Genomic DNA, 16,325 nt, shown 5'->3' with positions numbered 1-16,325 from the left:
ACAGGTGTCCTGAAGTATTGTGTACTCAGCTCAAGCCAACACTTCCTCCGCCACCTGGTCGATAGCCCCCTTGGTGATGTTGACAATCAAGTCCGCCTCTTCCCGGGTCAGGATCAGCGGCGGGGCGAAGCCCAGGATGTCGCCGTGGGGCATGGCGCGGGCGATCATGCCGCGTTGCAGGCAAGTGGCCGAGACCTTGGGGCCGACCTTGAGCGCCGGGTCGAACGCCGTGCGCTGTTCACGGTCGGCCATGAACTCCACAGCGGCCAGCATGCCGTCACCGCGCACCTCGCCCACCAACGGATGACCTTCCAGCGTTTCACGCAACCGACGGTTCAAGTAGCCGCCGACATCCTCAGCGTTGGCCGTAAGGTTTTCCCGCTCCAGGATATCGAGGTTGGCCAGCGCCGCCGCCGCGCAGATCGGGTGACCTGAATAGGTCCAGCCATGGCCCATGGCACCTTCGGCCTGTGAAGCTTTTTCGATTACGCTCCAGACTTTTTCGCCGATGATCACCGCCGACAACGGTGCATAGGCACTCGTCAGCCCCTTCGCAGTGGTGATCAGGTCCGGTTTCATGCCATAGCGCTGGCTGCCCATTTTCGAACCCAGGCGCCCGAATGCGCAGACCACTTCATCGGCGATCAACAGCACGTCGTACTTGTTCAGCACGGCCTGGATCGCATCCCAGTAACCCGCTGGTGGGACGATAATGCCCCCGGTGCCCATCAGCGGTTCGCCGATGAACGCCGCCACGGTGTCGGGACCTTCGGCGAGGATCATTTTCTCCAGCTCATCCGCGCAATAGCGCACGAAGGTCGCTTCGTCCATGCCCGCCGGGGCCTTGCGATACCAGTGCGGGCACACGGTGTGCTTGACCCCTTCCGCCGGCAGGTCGAAATGCTGGTGAAAGGCGGGCAGCCCCGTCAGGCTGCCGGTCATGATGCCCGAGCCGTGGTAGCCACGGTCGCGGGAGATGATTTTCTTCTTCTGCGGCCGCCCCAGCACGTTGTTGTAATAGCGCACCAACTTGATCTGGGTCTCGTTGGCGTCGGAGCCGGACAGGCCGTAATAAACCTTCTTCATCCCTTCCGGCGCCCAGTCCATGATGCGGCTGGACAGCTCGATGATCGCCTCGCTCGAATGGCCGACGTAGGTGTGGTAGTAGGCCAGTTCCTTGGCCTGCTTATAGATGGCATCGGCCACTTCGGTGCGGCCATAGCCGATGTTCACGCAATAGAGCCCGGCGAAAGCGTCGATGAAATCGCGGCCCTCATGATCGCGAATGCGGATGCCCGACGCGCTCTTGATGATCCTTCCCTTGAGCGCGCCGCTGGCGTGGTCATGGGCGTGGGTCGATGGGTGCATGAAATGCGCGCGGTCTTGTTCGAATAGCGTGTTGAGTTCTTGGCTCATGCGGACTCTCCTGGGAACTGGCCTTGATGGTGCAGGCAAAAGTATTTGGTTTCGACGAAAGGCTCGAAGCCTTCGGTGCCGCCCTCGCGGCCGAGACCGGAGGCCTTCATGCCACCGAAGGGAATCGGATGACCGGTGAACTTGACGCCGTTGACCGCGACCATGGCGTGGTCGAGACGGCGGATCAGTGGGTAAATGACATCCAAGCGGTTGGAGCAAATATAGGCGGCCAGTCCGTACTCGGTGTCGTTGGCCATTTCGACGGCCTCGTCCAGGGTGTCGAACGGCATCACCCCGGCGATCGGCGCAAAGTTTTCTTCACGGTAGATGCGCATCTGCGGCGTGACATCGGCCAACACGGTGGGCTGATAAAACAACCCGCCCAAAGCATGCACCTCGCCACCCACCAAGCGATTAGCACCCAACGCCAGGGCATCGGCGACGCGGTCGGCCGTCGCATCGAACGCGGCCTGATGCATCAACGGCCCGACCTCCACCTCTTGTTCCTGCTGATCGACCATGGCCGGCCCGACCCGCAAGGCGCGCACCGCCGCGGCGAAACGAGTGAGAAACGCCTGATACACCGGGCGCTGCACCATGATCCGGTTGGCCGCGCAGCAATCCTGGCCCGAAGTCTGGAATTTCGCTTCCACGGCGACTTTTACCGCCAGGGCCAGGTCGGCATCGGCGCAAACAATGAACGGCGCGTTGCCGCCCAGCTCCAGCGCGACTTTCTTTACGTCATGGGCCGCCGCTTGCAGCACCAGTTTGCCGACGCGTGTCGAGCCGGTGAAGCTCACCGAACGTACGCGGCGGTCCTTGACCAGGGTTTCCATGGCCATTTGCGGCTCGCCCAAGACCACGTTGAATACCCCGGCGGGAAAGCCCGCTTCCTCGGCCAACTGCGCCAACGCCAGGGCTGAGTAAGGCGTTTCATGGGCCGGCTTGATCACTACCGTGCAACCGGCGGCCAACGCGGCAGCGGCTTTGCGGGTAATCATCGCCGAGGGGAAGTTCCACGGTGTGAGCAGCGCGCAGACGCCTACCGGTTCCTTGATCGTACCTAGGTGCGCATTGGGAATATGGCTGGGAATGTTCTGGCCATAGAGGCGCCGGGCCTCCTCGGCGAACCATGGAATGAAGCTGGCGGCATAGGCGATTTCGCCACGGGACTCGGCCAAGGGCTTACCCTGCTCCAGGCTGAGAATCCGCGCCAAGTCTTCACCGTGTTCGGTGATCAGCGCCGCCCAGCGCCGCAGGATAGCGCCGCGCGTCTCCAGGCTTTGTTCGCGCCACGAAGGAAAAGCGCGATGCGCCGCGTCCACCGCCGCGACGATCTGCGGTTGATCGAGCATCGGCACATGGCCGATGACGGTGCGGTTGGCAGGGTTGTGGACGGCCACGCTGTGGCCGCTGTCGCTGTGGACCCAATGGCCATCGACGTAGCAAAGCGCTTTGAACAGCAGCGGATGTTGGTAAGGCATGACGTTCACTCCAGAGCGTGTGCGTGAATCCATGCTAGGGCAGCGGCGCTTGGGTTTTCGGGTGTTCGAGTGGGGTCGGACCTTGGTTTTTTTCTGGAAACGACGGGCTGGAAAGTGTTTTCTGCGGTGCTCAGGAAGCTGGCGCCAGCTCTGCCGGCAACGCACCGGCGGTCTTGATGGTCTTGGTGACGATGTAGGTGAAATAGCGTTCGATGCCGAGGTCTTCGAGCAGCAGTTGATCGACGAAGCGCTGATAGGCATCGACGTCCGGCGCCTGGATCATTGCCAGGTAATCGACACCGCCGCCGGTGGCGTAACAGAACGCCACTTCGGGCGCGGCGATCATGCATTGCTCGAAACGGCGCATGTCCTGGGCGGTGTGCCGGGCCAAGGTGATTTCCACCAGCACCTGCTGGCGCTTGAACACCGCGGCCCAATCGATCTGCGCCCGATAGCCGATGATCAATCCCGCCGCTTCCAACTTGCGCACCCGCTCCCAGGCCGGCGTCACCGACAGGTTGATGGCCTCGGCCAGGCTCGACTTGGTGATGCGCCCGTCCTCGGCGAGTATCTGCAGGATCTTCAGGTCGTAGCGATCGAGTTTGTGCATGGGCCGGGCTCCCGGTGATGACAGAAAAATTCCAGACACACATCAATTGTGGCGAGGGGATTTATCCCCGTTGGGTTGCGAAGCAGCCCCTGACTATCGACCCACTTCGGCCTGACACACCGAGTCGCTTGATTTGGGGCTGCTGCGCAGCCCAGCGGGGATAAATCCCCTCGCCACAGTTCTGTGGTCCATCTGACCTAAGCCAACACATCCGCAATCACCACCAACGTATCGCCACACTGCACTAGCCCGGGAAAGTGCCGGGCCGCGAGCAGGCCGCTGCGGGCGGCGCAGTATTCAACCGGGGCGACGCCGCTGCGGGTGGTGTCATGGATGCGCGCCACCACCTCGCCCTGGGTGACGTTTTCGCCGAGGTCGCGGCACATCTCCAGCAAGCCGTTGTGCTCACTGGCAACGAAGCAACTGGCGTCCGGCATGTCGAGCACCAGCGACGGCTGCAACTCGATCGAGCCCCGCAAAATACCGGCATGGATCAGCAGGTTGCGCACCCCACGCTCGGCAATCGCCACACTGCGGGCGGTCGACGAACCGCCGCCACCCAACTCGGTGGTGACGAACACCTTGCCCTGGGATTCGGCGGCCGTGTCGTACATCGATCCGGCGTCCAGCTCCAGCATGCGCATGCAATACGGCGCGTTGAACGCCAGCATGCCGGCCTCGCAGCGCGCCTGTTGCTGTTTGTCGGGCAAGACGTGGCAGGCGGCGAACGGCAGGAAATCCAGGGTTCGGCCACCGGAATGAATGTCCAGGACAATGTCCGCCAAGGGCAACAAGGTGCGATTGAAATAATCGGCGATTTTCTCGGTGACGGTGCCGTCCGGCCTACCCGGAAAACTGCGGTTGAGGTTGCCCTTATCGATGGGCGAAGTCCGGCGCCCGGCATGGAACGCCGGGGTGTTCATGAACGGCACGATGATCACCCGCCCGCTCACTTCCTCGGCCGTAAGTTGCTGGGCCAGTTTGCTCAAGGCCACCGGGCCTTCGTACTCATCGCCGTGGTTGCCACCGCTGAGCAGTGCGGTCGGGCCGCTGCCGCGCTGGATCACAGTGATGGGGATCATCACCGCGCCCCACGCCGAATCGTCCCGCGAATACGGCAGCTTGAGAAAACCGTGCTGCACGCCCTCGCGGCTGAAATCCACCGTGGCGCTGATGGGATTGCTGGGCAAATCAGGCATGGCTCAATCCTTCACGAACAGTTGACGAGGCACGTTGCACAGCGTCTCGACGCCAGTCTCGGTGATCAAAATGCTCTCGGTGATTTCCAGGCCCCAATCGTCCATCCACAGCCCCGGCATGAAGTGGAAGGTCATGCCCGGTTGCAACACGCTGCTGTCGCCAGGGCGCAGGCTCATGGTGCGCTCGCCCCAATCCGGTGGATAACTGATCCCGATGGGGTAGCCGCAACGGCTGTCCTTATGGATGCCGAATTTCTCCAACACCTTGAAGAACGCCACGGCGATGTCGCCGGTGGTGTTACCCGGCTTGGCCGTGTCCAGGCCGGCGGCGATGCCTTCGACCACGGCTTTTTCACCGTCGAGGAAATGCTGCGGCGGCTTGCCCAGGTAAATGGTGCGCGACAGCGGGCAGTGATAACGCTTGTAGCAACCGGCGATTTCAAAGAAGGTCCCGGCGCCCCGTTCGAACGGCGAATCGTCCCAGGTCAGGTGCGGCGCGCTGGCGTCGGCTCCGGTGGGCAGCAGCGGCACGATGGCCGGGTAGTCGCCGCCATGGCCGTCGGCACCGAGGATGCCACTGCTGTAGATCTCGGCCACCAGTTCGTTCTTGCGCATGCCCGGTTCGATCCGTTCGAGGATCCGCCCGTGCATGTTCTCGACGATGCGCGCGGCGATGCGCATGTAGGCGATTTCCTGGGGCGACTTGACCGCGCGCTGCCAGTTCACCAGGCCCACCGCGTCCACCAGCTTCGCCTCGGGCAGATGTTTTTGCAGGGACAGGAACGCGGCGGCGCTGAAGTAGTAGTTGTCCATTTCCACGCCGATGGTCAGCGCGCCCCAGCCACGGGCGATGATCACCTCGCGGGACAGGTAGTCCATCGGATGGCGCTCGCGGGACTGCACGTAAATGTCCGGGTAGCCGACGATGTTATCGGCCTGCATGAACACCGTGCGCCTGGCACCGTTGGCATCCTGGCCGCGACCGAACCACACGGGTTCGCCGTCCAGCGCCAACAGCACGCATTGGTGCACATAAAACGACCAACCGTCATAGCCGGTGAGCCAGGCCATATTCGACGGATCGGTGACCAGCAGCAGCTCCAGGCCTTGGGCCTGCATGGCCGCGCGAACCTTCGCCAGGCGCTGGGCGTATTCCTCCCGCTGGAACGGAAGATTGACGAGAATCTCTGACATCCACCTGCCCTCTGTTCAATGAATCATGAAAAAAATGATCTAGCGACCGAATGCAAAGCCCTTACCCGCCGCACGCGCCCGCTCGAAGGCGAGGTTGGCGATGGCGGTGTCCTGGGCGCCGGTGCCGGTGAGGTCGCACAGCGTCACTTGCGCCGCATCGGAACGCCCGGCCTGCTGCCCCGCGAGCACGCGTCCCAATTCCATCAGCGCCGGATCGTCGCGAACGGTGCCGGCCACCAAGGCGTGGTGCAGCTCACCCAGCATGCGGGTCTGGCTCAAGCGGTCGGCGACGTAGCAGTCAACGGCCGCCAAGGCTTGCGGGGAAATTTCGTTCTTGTGTTCCGCGTCCGAACCCATCGCCGTGATGTGCAGGCCAGGGTGCAAATGACGGGCTTCGATCAGCGGTTCACGGCTAGGGGTGCTGGTGATGGCGACGTCCACGCCTTCCATGGCTTCCTCGATGGAGGCGCATGGCGTAACGGCAAGCCCGGTGTCGCGAGCGAGTTCGGCACTGAACGCCTTGGCTTTTTGCGCATCCCGCGCCCAGACCCGCACCTCGTCGATGGGCCGCACCAGCCGCAGCGCTTGAAGCTGCAACGCCGCCTGTTCGCCGGCACCGATCAGCGCCACGCTGCGGCTGTCCTCGCGGGAAAGGCAACGCGCCGCCACCGCCCCGGCCGCTGCGGTGCGCACGGCGGTGAGATAACCGTTGTCCAGCAGCAGCGCTTCCAGCAGACCGGTGCGCGCCGAGAGCAGCATCATCATGCCGTTGAGGCTGGGCAGGCCGAGCTTGGGGTTATCGAAAAAGCCCGGGCTGACCTTGATCGCGAAGCGTTCCAGGCCCGGCAGGTAAGCGGTCTTCACGTCTACTTCACCGTTGTGCTCGGGGATGTCCAATCGCAGGATCGGTGGCATCGCCACGGCAGCGGTGGCCAACAGCACGAAGGCCTGTTCGATGGCATCGACGCTGGCCAGATCGAGGGCCACGCAACTGCGCAGGTCGGCTTCGCTCAATAAGGTGACTTCACTCATGGCAGGCTCCGTTAAGGGTTATCAGGCGTTGGCGCCGGCGATCACGCGGGCATGATGTTCGGTGTCGACGTTGCGGCCGCTGACCACCACCACGATGGGGCCACGCGGCTCGACCAGGCCGTCGAGCAGCGCCGCGATGCCCACCACCGCGGCACCTTCGAGCACCAGGCGTTCGTGGTGATAGGCGTGGCGGATGGCATTGGCGATCGAGGCTTCCGAAAGCAGGTGCAGGTCATCGATCAACTGCCGGGTCATGGCGAAGGTGTAGCGGTTGTCGAGGCCGATGCCGCCGCCGAGGGAGTCGGCCAGGGTCGGCAGTTCTTCGATGTCCACCGGCTGGCCGGCAGCGAGGCTGGCCTGCATCGCGGCACCTCGGGCCATGCTGATGCCGTGGACCTGGATCGATGGATGGGCACTTTTCAGCGCGAGGGCAACGCCGGCGAACAGGCCGCCACCGGACAACGGAACGAGAACCTGGGCCACGTCCGGTTGCTGTTCGAGGATTTCCAGGCCGAGGGTGCCTTGGCCAGTGATGATCGCCGGGTGATCGAAGGGCGGCAGGAAGGTTGCGCCCTGCTCGCTCGCAATGCGTTCGGCTTCGCGCTGGGCGTCGTTCTGGGACTGGCCGACGATGCACACCTCGGCGCCCAAATCGCGAATCGCCTGCACTTTGTTGGCAGGTACCAGGTTCGACAGGCAGACAATCGCTCGCACGCCTTGTTGCGACGCTGCGTACGCCAGTGCCCGGCCATGGTTGCCGGTCGAAGCGGTGACCACACCGCGCGCCTTCTGTTCGGAACTGAGTTGCGCCACGGCATTGCTCGCGCCGCGCAGCTTGAAGCTGCCGGTGACTTGCAGCGATTCGAGCTTGAGGTACACGGGCACGCCCATCAGTCGCGACAGGCTGGGGGAATGCTCCATGGGCGTGCGCCTGACCTGCGACTCGATGCGCTGGCGAGCGAGGTAAATGTCCTGCAGCTGCAACCCTGTCATGACCGCGTCCCGAGCAGATGTGTTGGGCGCAGTCTAAGAGGGCCGGATTGCGGGGATGAATGTACTAGGGCAATTTAGTTTGCATTCACTACCGACCGAAAGAAGTGACCACAATCCATAAAAAACACCTTATCCCGTGGCGAGGGAGCTTGCTCCCGCTGGTCTGCGCAGCAGACCCATTCAACAGATGCACCTGTAGACAATTGACTGGTTTAACGACTGCTTCGCAGCCGAGCGGGAGCAAGCTCCCTCGCCACAAAGGCACAGGCAACTCTGCATAAAGCCCACTGCTGCCCATCAAAAATCATGAATCTGCGGATACTGGTTGAAGATCTCCCGCATACCGATCAATGCATGGCGCATTTCTTCATCGCTGCATTCGGCACCGACGCAAACCCGCACCGCGCGGGGCCTGGGGGTGCCACGCACGGTGAACGGATCGGGGGACGTGACGGCGATGTGCTTGTGCCGCAACGCCCGCACCAGGCTGTCGACTTCCCAGTGCGGCGGGATGCCGATCCAGGCATTCAAGGCATGAGGATGCTGGGCCAATACGTGCTCGCCCATGTACTCGGTGACCATCGCCTGGCGCCCAGCCAACAGACGTCTTTGTAGGTGCAGCAACGACTCGGCGCGACCGTCGCGGATCCAGCGGGCGGCGATCTCCGAGACCATCGGCGTGGCCATCCAGCTGTTGACCCGCAGGATGCTTTCAGTGCGCAGCGCCAGACGCTTGGGCACCACCAGATAGCCAATCCGCAACCCGGTGAGCACCGATTTGGTCATGCTCGTGCAATAGAACGACAGCTCCGGCAGGTAATGACTGATGGGCGGCGCCCGGCGTTCGTCCAGCAGCGGACCGTACACATCGTCTTCGATGATGTGCACGCCGAAACGCCGGGCGATCTCGGCGATTTCCCGGCGACGGGCGTCGGGCATCAGGCTGGTGGTGGGGTTGTTCAGGTTCGGCGTGCACACCAGCGCGGTGATGCGCTCGTTGCTGCACATGTCCTCGAAATGCTCGGGGTCGATGCCATGGCGATCAGTGTCCAGGCCCTTGAGGGTAAAACCCAGCACCTGGGAATTACCGATCACGCCGTGGTCGGTCAGCCCTTCGCAGAGCACCACATCGTCGGGCCCGGCGAGAGAGGCCAGGGCGAGGAAGATGCCGTGGGCCGCGCCATTGGTGATCAACACATCGTTGCGATCGACTTTCAGGCCTTGCCGCCCGATCCATTGCGCCGCCGCCTCGCGGTGGGATTCAAAACCGGCTATCGGACGAAACGCGTGAATCCATGGCTGGTCCTCTTCGGTGCTCAGCTCGGCGCAGGTATCGCGCCAGAACTGATCGTGCTCGCGGGTATGCAAAATGCGCGTGATGGAAAAATCCACCAGCGCCCGCTCGGGACTGTCGAGGATATACGTGGCGACCCGATCGCTCATGCGCCGCGAGACGAAACTGCCGCGCCCGACTTCGCAGCGGACCAGCCCTTGGCGCTCCAACTCCTTGTAGGCATTGGTGACGGTCTGCACGCTGATGCCCATGGCGTCCGCCACTTGCCGTTGCGGCGGCAGGCGCTGGTCGTTGGCCAAGGCGCCCTGTTCGATGTCGTCGGCGATCGCCTGCACCAGGATCTTGTATTTGGATTCACCGCTGCGGGCGAGGTCCAGGGCTGATTTCCACTTATCCATAACGGCTATAACCGGCGTGAGAACGGGTGCGCACAGCATTGCGCGGCCATCGCGGCAAAGCAATTGTCCTAGTGCAATACAATCCGCGCCGGGGCTTTTGTATGCTCGGTCCAAGGTCGTTATCCAGGCGGGTGCATGCCCCGACAAAAAGCCGGACCGACCTGTACCGGCGCCAATCCCGATTTCAAGCCACGCCCGGATCCGCCGTACGTTTTGCTCTTGTCACACTGCCTCCTAACACAGAACCGTCCGCTGACGGATCCACAAGAAACAGGAGATTTTATCGATGAGCAATTTTCTTCCCCGCACTTGCACACCTTTGCGCCGGCTCTTGTTGACCTGTGCCGTGCTTGGCCTGGCCAGCAGCGTCCAGGCGGCGACCCTGGACACCGTCAAAAGCAATAGCAGCATCCGCATCGGCTACGCCAACGAAACCCCGTTTGCCTTCACCGAAACCGACGGCACCGTCACCGGTGAATCGCCGGAGATCGCCAAGATCATCTTCGCCAAGATGGGCATCAAACAGGTCAACGGCGTGCTCACCGAATGGGGCTCGCTGATTCCGGGCCTGCGCGCCGGTCGCTTCGACGTGATTGCCGCCGGCATGTACATCACTCCGGCACGCTGCAAGCAAGTGTTGTTCACCGATCCGCAGTACCAGTTGCCTGACGCCTTGCTCGTGGCCAAGGGCAACCCGAAAAAACTCCACAGTTATGAAGACATCGCCAAGCAACCGGATGTGAAGCTGGCAATCATGGCCGGCACCGTGAACCTGGCGTACGCCCGCGACTCCGGGGTCAAGGATGACCAGATCCTGCAGGTCCCCGACACCACCGCACAACTGCAAGCCGTGCGCGCCGGTCGCGCCGACGCCGCCGTCGGCACGCAACTGACCATGAAAGGCCTGGCCGCCAAGGGCGGTGACAAGGTCGAGGCGATGACCGAATTCAAGGACGACCCGTCCCACATCGGCTACGGCGCCCTGGCCTTCCGCCCCGAGGACAAGGACCTGCGCGACGCGGTCAACGCCGAGCTGAAAAAATGGCTGGGTTCGGAAGAACACCTCAAGGCCGTCGCGCCATTCGGTTTCGACAAATCCAACGTCACCAGCAAGACTGCGGCCGAGCTCTGCGCTCAGCCCTAATGGCACGCCGAAACGGGCATGACGCACCGAGCGTAATGCCTGTTCCCCGCTTCATCGGACATCGGGTTGAACCATGGGCGAATTACTTCCGTTATTGATTCAAGGGGCCTGGGTCACGCTCCAGGTGACGTTCTTTGGCTCGCTGCTGGCGATTGTCGCGGCGGTGCTCGCCGCGCTCGGGCGGCTGTCGCCGTGGCGCGCGTTGCGCTGGTTTTCCATCGCTTACATCGAAGTGTTCCGAGGGACGTCGCTGCTGGTGCAGTTGTTCTGGCTGTTCTTCGTACTGCCGCTTCCACCCTTCAACGTCGAACTGAGCCCTTACGCCGTAGCGATCGTCGGCCTGGGCCTGCACATTGGCGCGTATGGGGCCGAGGTGATGCGCGGCGCCATCAGCTCGGTCGCCAAGGGCCAATACGAAGCCTGCACGGCGCTGAACTTCAGCGCCTTCACGCGCTTCAAGCGGATCATCTTGCCGCAGGCGTTGTTGGCGGCGATTCCACCGGGTACCAACCTGCTGATCGAGCTGCTGAAGAATACTTCGCTGGTGTCACTGATCACCTTGTCGGACCTGAGTTTCCGGGCGCGCCAGTTGGATCAGGCGACGTTCCAGACCCTGGAGATATTTAGTCTGGCGCTGGTGATGTATTTCATCCTCGCCCAGGCCATCAACTTCGGCATGCGCAACATCGAGCGACGGCTGAGCCGGGGCCGGATGCGTGGAGGTCTGTCATGACACTGTTCGACTGGTCCTACGCGGCGCAAATCCTCCCGGATCTGCTACGCGCGTCTCTCAACACCGTGGGTATCACGTTGATCGGTTTCCTGATCGCGATCGTGCTGGGGCTGTTCCTGGCGATTGGCCGACGCAGCCGCAAATTCTGGCTGTCGTGGCCGGCCACCGCGGTAATCGAGTTCATCCGCAGCACGCCGCTGCTGATCCAGGTCTACTTCCTCTATTACGTGCTGCCCAACTACGGCCTGAGCCTGACGGCCATGCAAGTCGGCATCGTGGGCATCGGCCTGCATTACGCCTGCTACATCGCCGAGGTTTATCGCAGTGGTCTCGACGCGGTGCCACGGGCGCAGTGGGAAGCGGTGACCGCGTTGAACATCGCGCCGTACGACGCCTACCGCAACATCATCCTGCCCCAGGCATTGCGCCCCATCGTGCCGCCGCTGGGCAATTACCTGGTGGCGATGCTCAAGGACACGCCAGTGCTGTCGGCCATTACGGTGGTGGAAATCATGCAGCAGGCCAAGAACATCGGCTCCGAGAATTTCCGCTACCTGGAACCGATCACGATGGTCGGCCTGTTCTTCCTCGCCCTGAGCCTCGCCCTGGCCTATCTGGTACGGCGTCTTGAAACGCGCATGGAGCTACGCTAATGACTTTACCTCTGTCCACGCCCAACGATTTGTCCCGGCGCAGCACGCTGGCATCGCAGCAGGAGGCCCCGGCCATGCAAATTCCGACACCGTCCCGGCCGATTGTGAGTTTCCAGGACGTGACCAAAAGCTATGGCAGCTTCACCGTGCTGGATCACTTGAACCTGGATGTCGCGCCCGGTGAAAAGGTCGCGATCATCGGCCCCAGCGGCTCGGGCAAGTCCACGTTGCTGCGGGTGTTGATGACGCTCGAAGGCATCGACCAAGGCCAGATCCGCATCGAGGACGATTCCCTGACCCACATGCCCAACCGCAACGGCGTGCTGGTGCCGGCCAACGACCGACACATCCGCCGGGTGCGGGGCAAGATCGGCATGGTGTTCCAGAGTTTCAACCTGTTCCCCCACATGACCGCGCTGCAAAACGTCATCGAGGCGCCGGTGCAGGTGCTGGGCATGAACCCGAAGGAAGCCCGCGAGCGCGCCGCCGACCTGCTGGAACTGGTGGGCCTGGGCAACAAGCTCGATCATTACCCGTCGCAGCTATCCGGCGGCCAGCAACAGCGGGTGGCGATTGCCCGGGCGCTGGCGATGCGGCCGAAAGTGATGCTGTTTGACGAAGTGACTTCGGCGCTGGATCCGGAGCTGTGCGGCGAAGTGCTGAACGTGATCCGCAAGCTGGGCGCCGAACACAACCTGACGATGCTGATGGTGACCCACCAGATGGGATTTGCGCGGGAGTTCGCTGATCGGGTGTGCTTTTTCTACAAGGGGCAGATTCATGAGCAAGGCACGCCGGCGCAGATCTTCGAGCACCCACAGCAGGAGCGCACGTGTGCGTTCTTGAGTGCGGTGAAAGAGGCTAACTAGCCCCCGTCACACAAGTGAACACTTCGTGGCGAGGGAGCTTGCTCCCGCTGGGCTGCGCAGCAGCCCCCCAGAAACTTCACCTCAGTTCTTCAGACACACCGCGATGCCGATTTTGGGCCTGCTTCGCAGTCCAGCGGGAGCAAGCTCCCTCGCCACAAAAGCCCAAACGCTAGCCGCAAAAAAAGGGGGACCCCATTTCCGGGGTCCCCCTTTCAGTTACCGCCCAGCGCTTACTAATACTGCTGGTAAGTCTGCCCCTGCTGCTGCGGGGCCTGGTACTGCTGCCCCGGAATCGCCTTGAGGTTGACTTCGACGCGACGGTTCTGCGCGCGGCCATTGACGTCGGCGTTGCTTGCCACCGGGTTGTCCGGGCCGGCGCCACGGGCCGAGAGGTTGGCACCACTTACGCCCTGGGACGTCAGGTAGGTCGCCACGCTCTGGGCACGACGCTGGGACAGGTCCATGTTGTGCTGGCGGCTGCCGGTGCTGTCGGTGTAGCCGACGATTTCGATCTGGTTCTGGTTGAACTCCTTGAGGGAGTTGGCCAGGTTGTTCAGCGGCTGGTAGAAGCTGGACGCGATGTTCGCCGAGTCGGTGGCGAAGGTGATGTTGCCCGGCATGATCAGCTTGATCTGGTCGCCCTGGCGCTGCACTTCAACACCGGTATTGGCCATGCTGGCGCGCAGTTTCTTTTCCTGCTGGTCGGCGTAGTAACCGTAGCCAGCCGCCGAGGCGCCGACCACTGCGGCGCCGATCAACGCGCCCTTGCCCCGGTTATCGTGACCGATGGCCGCACCGGCCAGGGCCCCCGCCAGTGCACCGAGGCCGCCGTACTTGGCGGTTTTGCTCATGCCCGAAGATTCGGTAGAGGCCTGGCCCTGGTTGTCATAGGGGTTGGGCGACGCACAGCCGGACAACAGGGCCACGGCAGTAGCGACAACGATCAAGCGACGCGAGGTGAACATGGAGATGCTCCTGGGATTTTCAGTCTGGTTGCCAAAGTGTAGGCAATCGACTCTGGCTGGCGTTGGAACGCGACAATCGTTAAAAATTCCGTCCCGCTACGCTGCGCTTCGCCCCGACCGGAAAATACCGTTCGTCACCCCGCCGGAGTCGTTTCACGCCTGCGCCAAACTACGGCTCACGCCCCTGGCGATCATCTCCACTTCCCGCCCGTCAATGGTCAGCGGCGGCAACAGGCGGATGGTCTTGCCCCGGGTGACGTTGATCAGCAATCCATGGTCCCGGGCGGCACTGAGCGTCAGGTCGCGCACCGGCTGCTTGAGCTCGATGCCGATCATCAAACCTTGACCCCGAATCTCCAGCACGTTCGGGTTGTCCGCCAACTCAGCCCGCAACCGGCTGAGCAGTTGCTCGCCCTGACGCCTGGCGTTCTCCACCAAACCTTGCTCCTCGATGATGTCCAGCACCGTGCAACCGACGCGACAGGCCAGCGGATTGCCGCCAAACGTACTGCCATGGCTGCCGGGGGTGAACAGCTCGGCAGCCTTGCCCCGGGCCAGACAGGCGCCGATGGGCACACCGTTACCCAAGCCTTTGGCGAGGGTCATGACGTCCGGCACGATGTCCTCGTGCTGGAACGCGAACCACTGGCCGGTGCGGCCGATGCCGGTCTGGATCTCGTCCAACATCAACAACCAGGCGCGCCGGTTGCACAGGTCCCGCAGCGCCCGCAGGTAACCCGGCGGTGCGACTTGCACGCCACTTTCCCCTTGGATCGGCTCCACCAGAATCGCGACGATACGCTCGCCTTGGGCCTGCTGGATTTTCTCCAACGCGGCGAGATCGCCAAACGGCACCTTGATGAAATCCCCCGGCAGCCGATTGAACCCCAGCCGTACCGATGGGCCGTCGCTGGCAGACATCGTGCCCAATGTGCGCCCATGGAAGGCGTTGTCCATGACCACCACCAGCGGCTGCTCGACGCCTTTGTGCCAGCCATGCAGACGCGCCAGTTTTAACGCGGTTTCGTTGGCCTCGGCTCCGGAGTTGTTGAAAAACGCCCGGTCCATTCCCGACAGCTGCGTGAGTCTGCCGGCCAACCGTTGTTGCCAGTCGATGCTGTACAGGTTGGAGGTGTGCAGCAACAGGCCGGCCTGCTCGCTGATGGCCGCCACCAGCCGGGGATGGGAATGCCCGACGTTGGTTACCGCCACGCCTGCCACCGCATCGAGGTATTCGCGACCGTCCTGGTCCCACAGGCGCGTTCCCAACCCGTGGGTAAAATTCAGCGGCAGGGGTTGGTAAGTGGTCATCAGGCAGGCGGCGGTCATGACATCTAACTCCATTGGATGGTTTTTTCCAGTATGGTTAGCCACCCTCAATGGATAAACATCGCTTTACTTCAATCATTTAAAAGCTGAGCTTGATAATGGACCTATTCCAGGCAATGACCGTTTACGTGAAAGTCGTGGAAGCCGGCAGCCTGACGGCGGCGGCCCAGGCCTGCGAGATGTCCACCACCATGGTGGGCAATCACCTTCGCGCGCTGGAGCAGCGCCTCGGCGTGCGCCTGATCAACCGGACAACGCGGCGCCAGCGCCTGACCGAGTTCGGCTCGGCCTACTACCAACGCTGCCTGGAAGTGATCGGGCTGGTCGCCGACTCCGAACGCCTGGCGGAGCAGACCCAGGGCGACCCCACCGGCACTTTGCGCATCACCGCGCCGCTGACCTTCGGCACGGAGCGCCTGGCGCCGGCCCTGGCCGAATTCAGCCAGCGCTGCCCACAGGTCAAGCTCGACGTGGTCTTGACCAACCAGCGACTCGACCTGCTCGACCACGGCTTCGACGTCGCCGTCCGCCTGGGCCCTGTCGATCCCAAGCTGATCGCCCGGCCCCTGGTGGACTACACCTTGACCATTTGCGCGTCCCCGGCTTACCTGGCACGGCGAGGCACGCCACGACAACCCGATGACCTGCAACAGCACGACTGCCTGTCGTTTGCCTATTCTGCCGCTGACGAATGGCGATTCGCCCAGGACCTCTGGCCTATCAACGGGCCAGAAGGCGAAATCAAGGTGCCGGTGACCGGGCCGATGCTGATCAACAGCTCCTCGGGCCTGCATCGCGCCGCCCTGGCCGGCATGGGCGTGGTGATGCTGCCGGACGCGCTGGTTGCCCAGGACCTGAAAGACGGACTATTGGTGGCGCTGCTGCAGGATTATCAACTGCCCCATCGGCCAATGAGCCTGGCGTACGCCCAGGATCGCTATCGTTTGCCGAAGCTGCGCAGTTTTGTCGAGTTTGCGCTGGAGAAGTGGGGCAAACCCTAAGCTTTGAGTCG

15 protein-coding genes are annotated in these 16,325 nt (G+C 62.8%); 5 read left to right on the top strand and 10 right to left on the bottom strand.

Going from position 1 to position 16,325, the window contains the following annotated elements; genetic code table 11:
* Window positions 1–30 precede the first annotated feature (30 nt).
* The 8 genes from FHK92_RS08595 to ehuR form a co-directional block, all read right to left on the bottom strand.
* A complete protein-coding gene (locus tag FHK92_RS08595) occupies window positions 31–1,416 on the bottom strand; it encodes an aspartate aminotransferase family protein (protein WP_181287676.1) in 1,386 nt (461 codons plus the stop codon).
* Window positions 1,413–2,900: an NAD-dependent succinate-semialdehyde dehydrogenase gene (locus FHK92_RS08590; protein ID WP_181287675.1), complete on the bottom strand. Its 1,488-nt coding sequence runs from the start codon at window positions 2,898–2,900 to the stop codon at window positions 1,413–1,415. Before FHK92_RS08590 ends, FHK92_RS08595 begins: the two co-directional genes overlap by 4 nt.
* Window positions 2,901–3,030: 130 nt before the next feature.
* A complete protein-coding gene (locus FHK92_RS08585) occupies window positions 3,031–3,510 on the bottom strand; it encodes an Lrp/AsnC family transcriptional regulator (RefSeq protein ID WP_181287674.1) in 480 nt (159 codons plus the stop codon).
* A 197-nt stretch (window positions 3,511–3,707) separates the two neighbouring features.
* Window positions 3,708–4,709 carry a N(2)-acetyl-L-2,4-diaminobutanoate deacetylase DoeB gene (gene doeB, locus FHK92_RS08580; protein WP_181287673.1) on the bottom strand — a complete coding sequence of 334 codons (1,002 nt, stop codon included), beginning with the start codon at window positions 4,707–4,709 and terminating at the stop codon, window positions 3,708–3,710.
* A gap of 3 nt (window positions 4,710–4,712) precedes the next feature.
* A complete protein-coding gene (gene doeA, locus FHK92_RS08575; protein ID WP_181287672.1) occupies window positions 4,713–5,903 on the bottom strand; it encodes an ectoine hydrolase DoeA in 1,191 nt (396 codons plus the stop codon).
* Window positions 5,904–5,942: 39 nt separating this feature from the next.
* On the bottom strand, window positions 5,943–6,935 hold the full coding sequence (locus FHK92_RS08570) for a cyclodeaminase (protein WP_181287671.1): 993 nt from the start codon (window positions 6,933–6,935) through the stop codon (window positions 5,943–5,945).
* Window positions 6,936–6,956: 21 nt separating this feature from the next.
* Entirely contained in the window at window positions 6,957–7,928 is a 972-nt protein-coding gene (gene eutB, locus FHK92_RS08565; RefSeq protein ID WP_181287670.1) for a hydroxyectoine utilization dehydratase EutB, read from the bottom strand.
* Between the two features lie 297 nt (window positions 7,929–8,225).
* A complete protein-coding gene (gene ehuR / locus FHK92_RS08560; protein ID WP_181287669.1) occupies window positions 8,226–9,620 on the bottom strand; it encodes a MocR-like ectoine utilization transcription factor EhuR in 1,395 nt (464 codons plus the stop codon).
* A gap of 286 nt (window positions 9,621–9,906) precedes the next feature.
* Between ehuR and ehuB the strand changes: the two genes are divergently transcribed.
* From ehuB to ehuA, 4 genes are all read left to right on the top strand, one after another.
* Complete coding sequence (gene ehuB, locus FHK92_RS08555; RefSeq protein WP_181287668.1) at window positions 9,907–10,764, top strand: ectoine/hydroxyectoine ABC transporter substrate-binding protein EhuB; 858 nt, start codon at window positions 9,907–9,909, stop codon at window positions 10,762–10,764.
* A 73-nt stretch (window positions 10,765–10,837) separates the two neighbouring features.
* The gene (ehuC, locus tag FHK92_RS08550; protein WP_181287667.1) at window positions 10,838–11,497 is read left to right on the top strand and encodes an ectoine/hydroxyectoine ABC transporter permease subunit EhuC; all 660 of its coding nucleotides are present in this window, start codon (window positions 10,838–10,840) and stop codon (window positions 11,495–11,497) included.
* Window positions 11,494–12,150, top strand: a complete 657-nt coding sequence (ehuD, locus tag FHK92_RS08545; protein ID WP_181287666.1) for an ectoine/hydroxyectoine ABC transporter permease subunit EhuD — start codon at window positions 11,494–11,496, stop codon at window positions 12,148–12,150. Before ehuC ends, ehuD begins: the two co-directional genes overlap by 4 nt.
* On the top strand, window positions 12,150–13,019 hold the full coding sequence (gene ehuA / locus FHK92_RS08540) for an ectoine/hydroxyectoine ABC transporter ATP-binding protein EhuA (protein WP_375154600.1): 870 nt from the start codon (window positions 12,150–12,152) through the stop codon (window positions 13,017–13,019). The genes ehuD and ehuA overlap by 1 nt, the downstream gene beginning before the upstream one ends.
* Window positions 13,020–13,252: 233 nt before the next feature.
* Here the strand turns inward: ehuA and FHK92_RS08535 are convergent, their stop codons facing one another.
* On the bottom strand, window positions 13,253–13,984 hold the full coding sequence (locus FHK92_RS08535) for an OmpA family protein (protein ID WP_181287665.1): 732 nt from the start codon (window positions 13,982–13,984) through the stop codon (window positions 13,253–13,255).
* 153 nt (window positions 13,985–14,137) lie between these two features.
* The gene (locus FHK92_RS08530) at window positions 14,138–15,313 is read right to left on the bottom strand and encodes an aspartate aminotransferase family protein (RefSeq protein WP_181287664.1); all 1,176 of its coding nucleotides are present in this window, start codon (window positions 15,311–15,313) and stop codon (window positions 14,138–14,140) included.
* 98 nt (window positions 15,314–15,411) lie between these two features.
* On the opposite strand from FHK92_RS08530, the gene FHK92_RS08525 reads away from it, so the two are divergent.
* Entirely contained in the window at window positions 15,412–16,314 is a 903-nt protein-coding gene (locus FHK92_RS08525) for a LysR family transcriptional regulator (protein ID WP_181287663.1), read from the top strand.
* The last annotated feature ends 11 nt before the right edge of the window (window positions 16,315–16,325 follow it).

The sequence above is a fragment of the Pseudomonas brassicacearum subsp. neoaurantiaca genome (genome assembly GCF_013608025.1).
Classification (GTDB): domain Bacteria; phylum Pseudomonadota; class Gammaproteobacteria; order Pseudomonadales; family Pseudomonadaceae; genus Aquipseudomonas.
The sequence above is the reverse complement of the archived record's forward strand: the minus strand, read 5'-3'. Positions and strand labels throughout refer to the sequence as shown.

What these genes read in the sequence shown, in the direction of transcription:
- FHK92_RS08570 (WP_181287671.1), bottom strand. Translation starts at nt 6,935, where the DNA reads ATGAGTGAAGTCACCTTATTGAGCGAAGCCGACCTGCGCAGTTGCGTG.
- ehuC (WP_181287667.1), top strand. Translation starts at nt 10,838, where the DNA reads ATGGGCGAATTACTTCCGTTATTGATTCAAGGGGCCTGGGTCACGCTC.
- FHK92_RS08525 (WP_181287663.1), top strand. Translation starts at nt 15,412, where the DNA reads ATGGACCTATTCCAGGCAATGACCGTTTACGTGAAAGTCGTGGAAGCC.
- FHK92_RS08595 (WP_181287676.1), bottom strand. Translation starts at nt 1,416, where the DNA reads ATGAGCCAAGAACTCAACACGCTATTCGAACAAGACCGCGCGCATTTC.
- FHK92_RS08590 (WP_181287675.1), bottom strand. Translation starts at nt 2,900, where the DNA reads ATGCCTTACCAACATCCGCTGCTGTTCAAAGCGCTTTGCTACGTCGAT.
- ehuB (WP_181287668.1), top strand. Translation starts at nt 9,907, where the DNA reads ATGAGCAATTTTCTTCCCCGCACTTGCACACCTTTGCGCCGGCTCTTG.
- doeB (WP_181287673.1), bottom strand. Translation starts at nt 4,709, where the DNA reads ATGCCTGATTTGCCCAGCAATCCCATCAGCGCCACGGTGGATTTCAGC.
- FHK92_RS08535 (WP_181287665.1), bottom strand. Translation starts at nt 13,984, where the DNA reads ATGTTCACCTCGCGTCGCTTGATCGTTGTCGCTACTGCCGTGGCCCTG.
- eutB (WP_181287670.1), bottom strand. Translation starts at nt 7,928, where the DNA reads ATGACAGGGTTGCAGCTGCAGGACATTTACCTCGCTCGCCAGCGCATC.
- doeA (WP_181287672.1), bottom strand. Translation starts at nt 5,903, where the DNA reads ATGTCAGAGATTCTCGTCAATCTTCCGTTCCAGCGGGAGGAATACGCC.
- FHK92_RS08585 (WP_181287674.1), bottom strand. Translation starts at nt 3,510, where the DNA reads ATGCACAAACTCGATCGCTACGACCTGAAGATCCTGCAGATACTCGCC.
- ehuR (WP_181287669.1), bottom strand. Translation starts at nt 9,620, where the DNA reads ATGGATAAGTGGAAATCAGCCCTGGACCTCGCCCGCAGCGGTGAATCC.
- ehuD (WP_181287666.1), top strand. Translation starts at nt 11,494, where the DNA reads ATGACACTGTTCGACTGGTCCTACGCGGCGCAAATCCTCCCGGATCTG.
- ehuA (WP_375154600.1), top strand. Translation starts at nt 12,150, where the DNA reads ATGACTTTACCTCTGTCCACGCCCAACGATTTGTCCCGGCGCAGCACG.
- FHK92_RS08530 (WP_181287664.1), bottom strand. Translation starts at nt 15,313, where the DNA reads ATGACCGCCGCCTGCCTGATGACCACTTACCAACCCCTGCCGCTGAAT.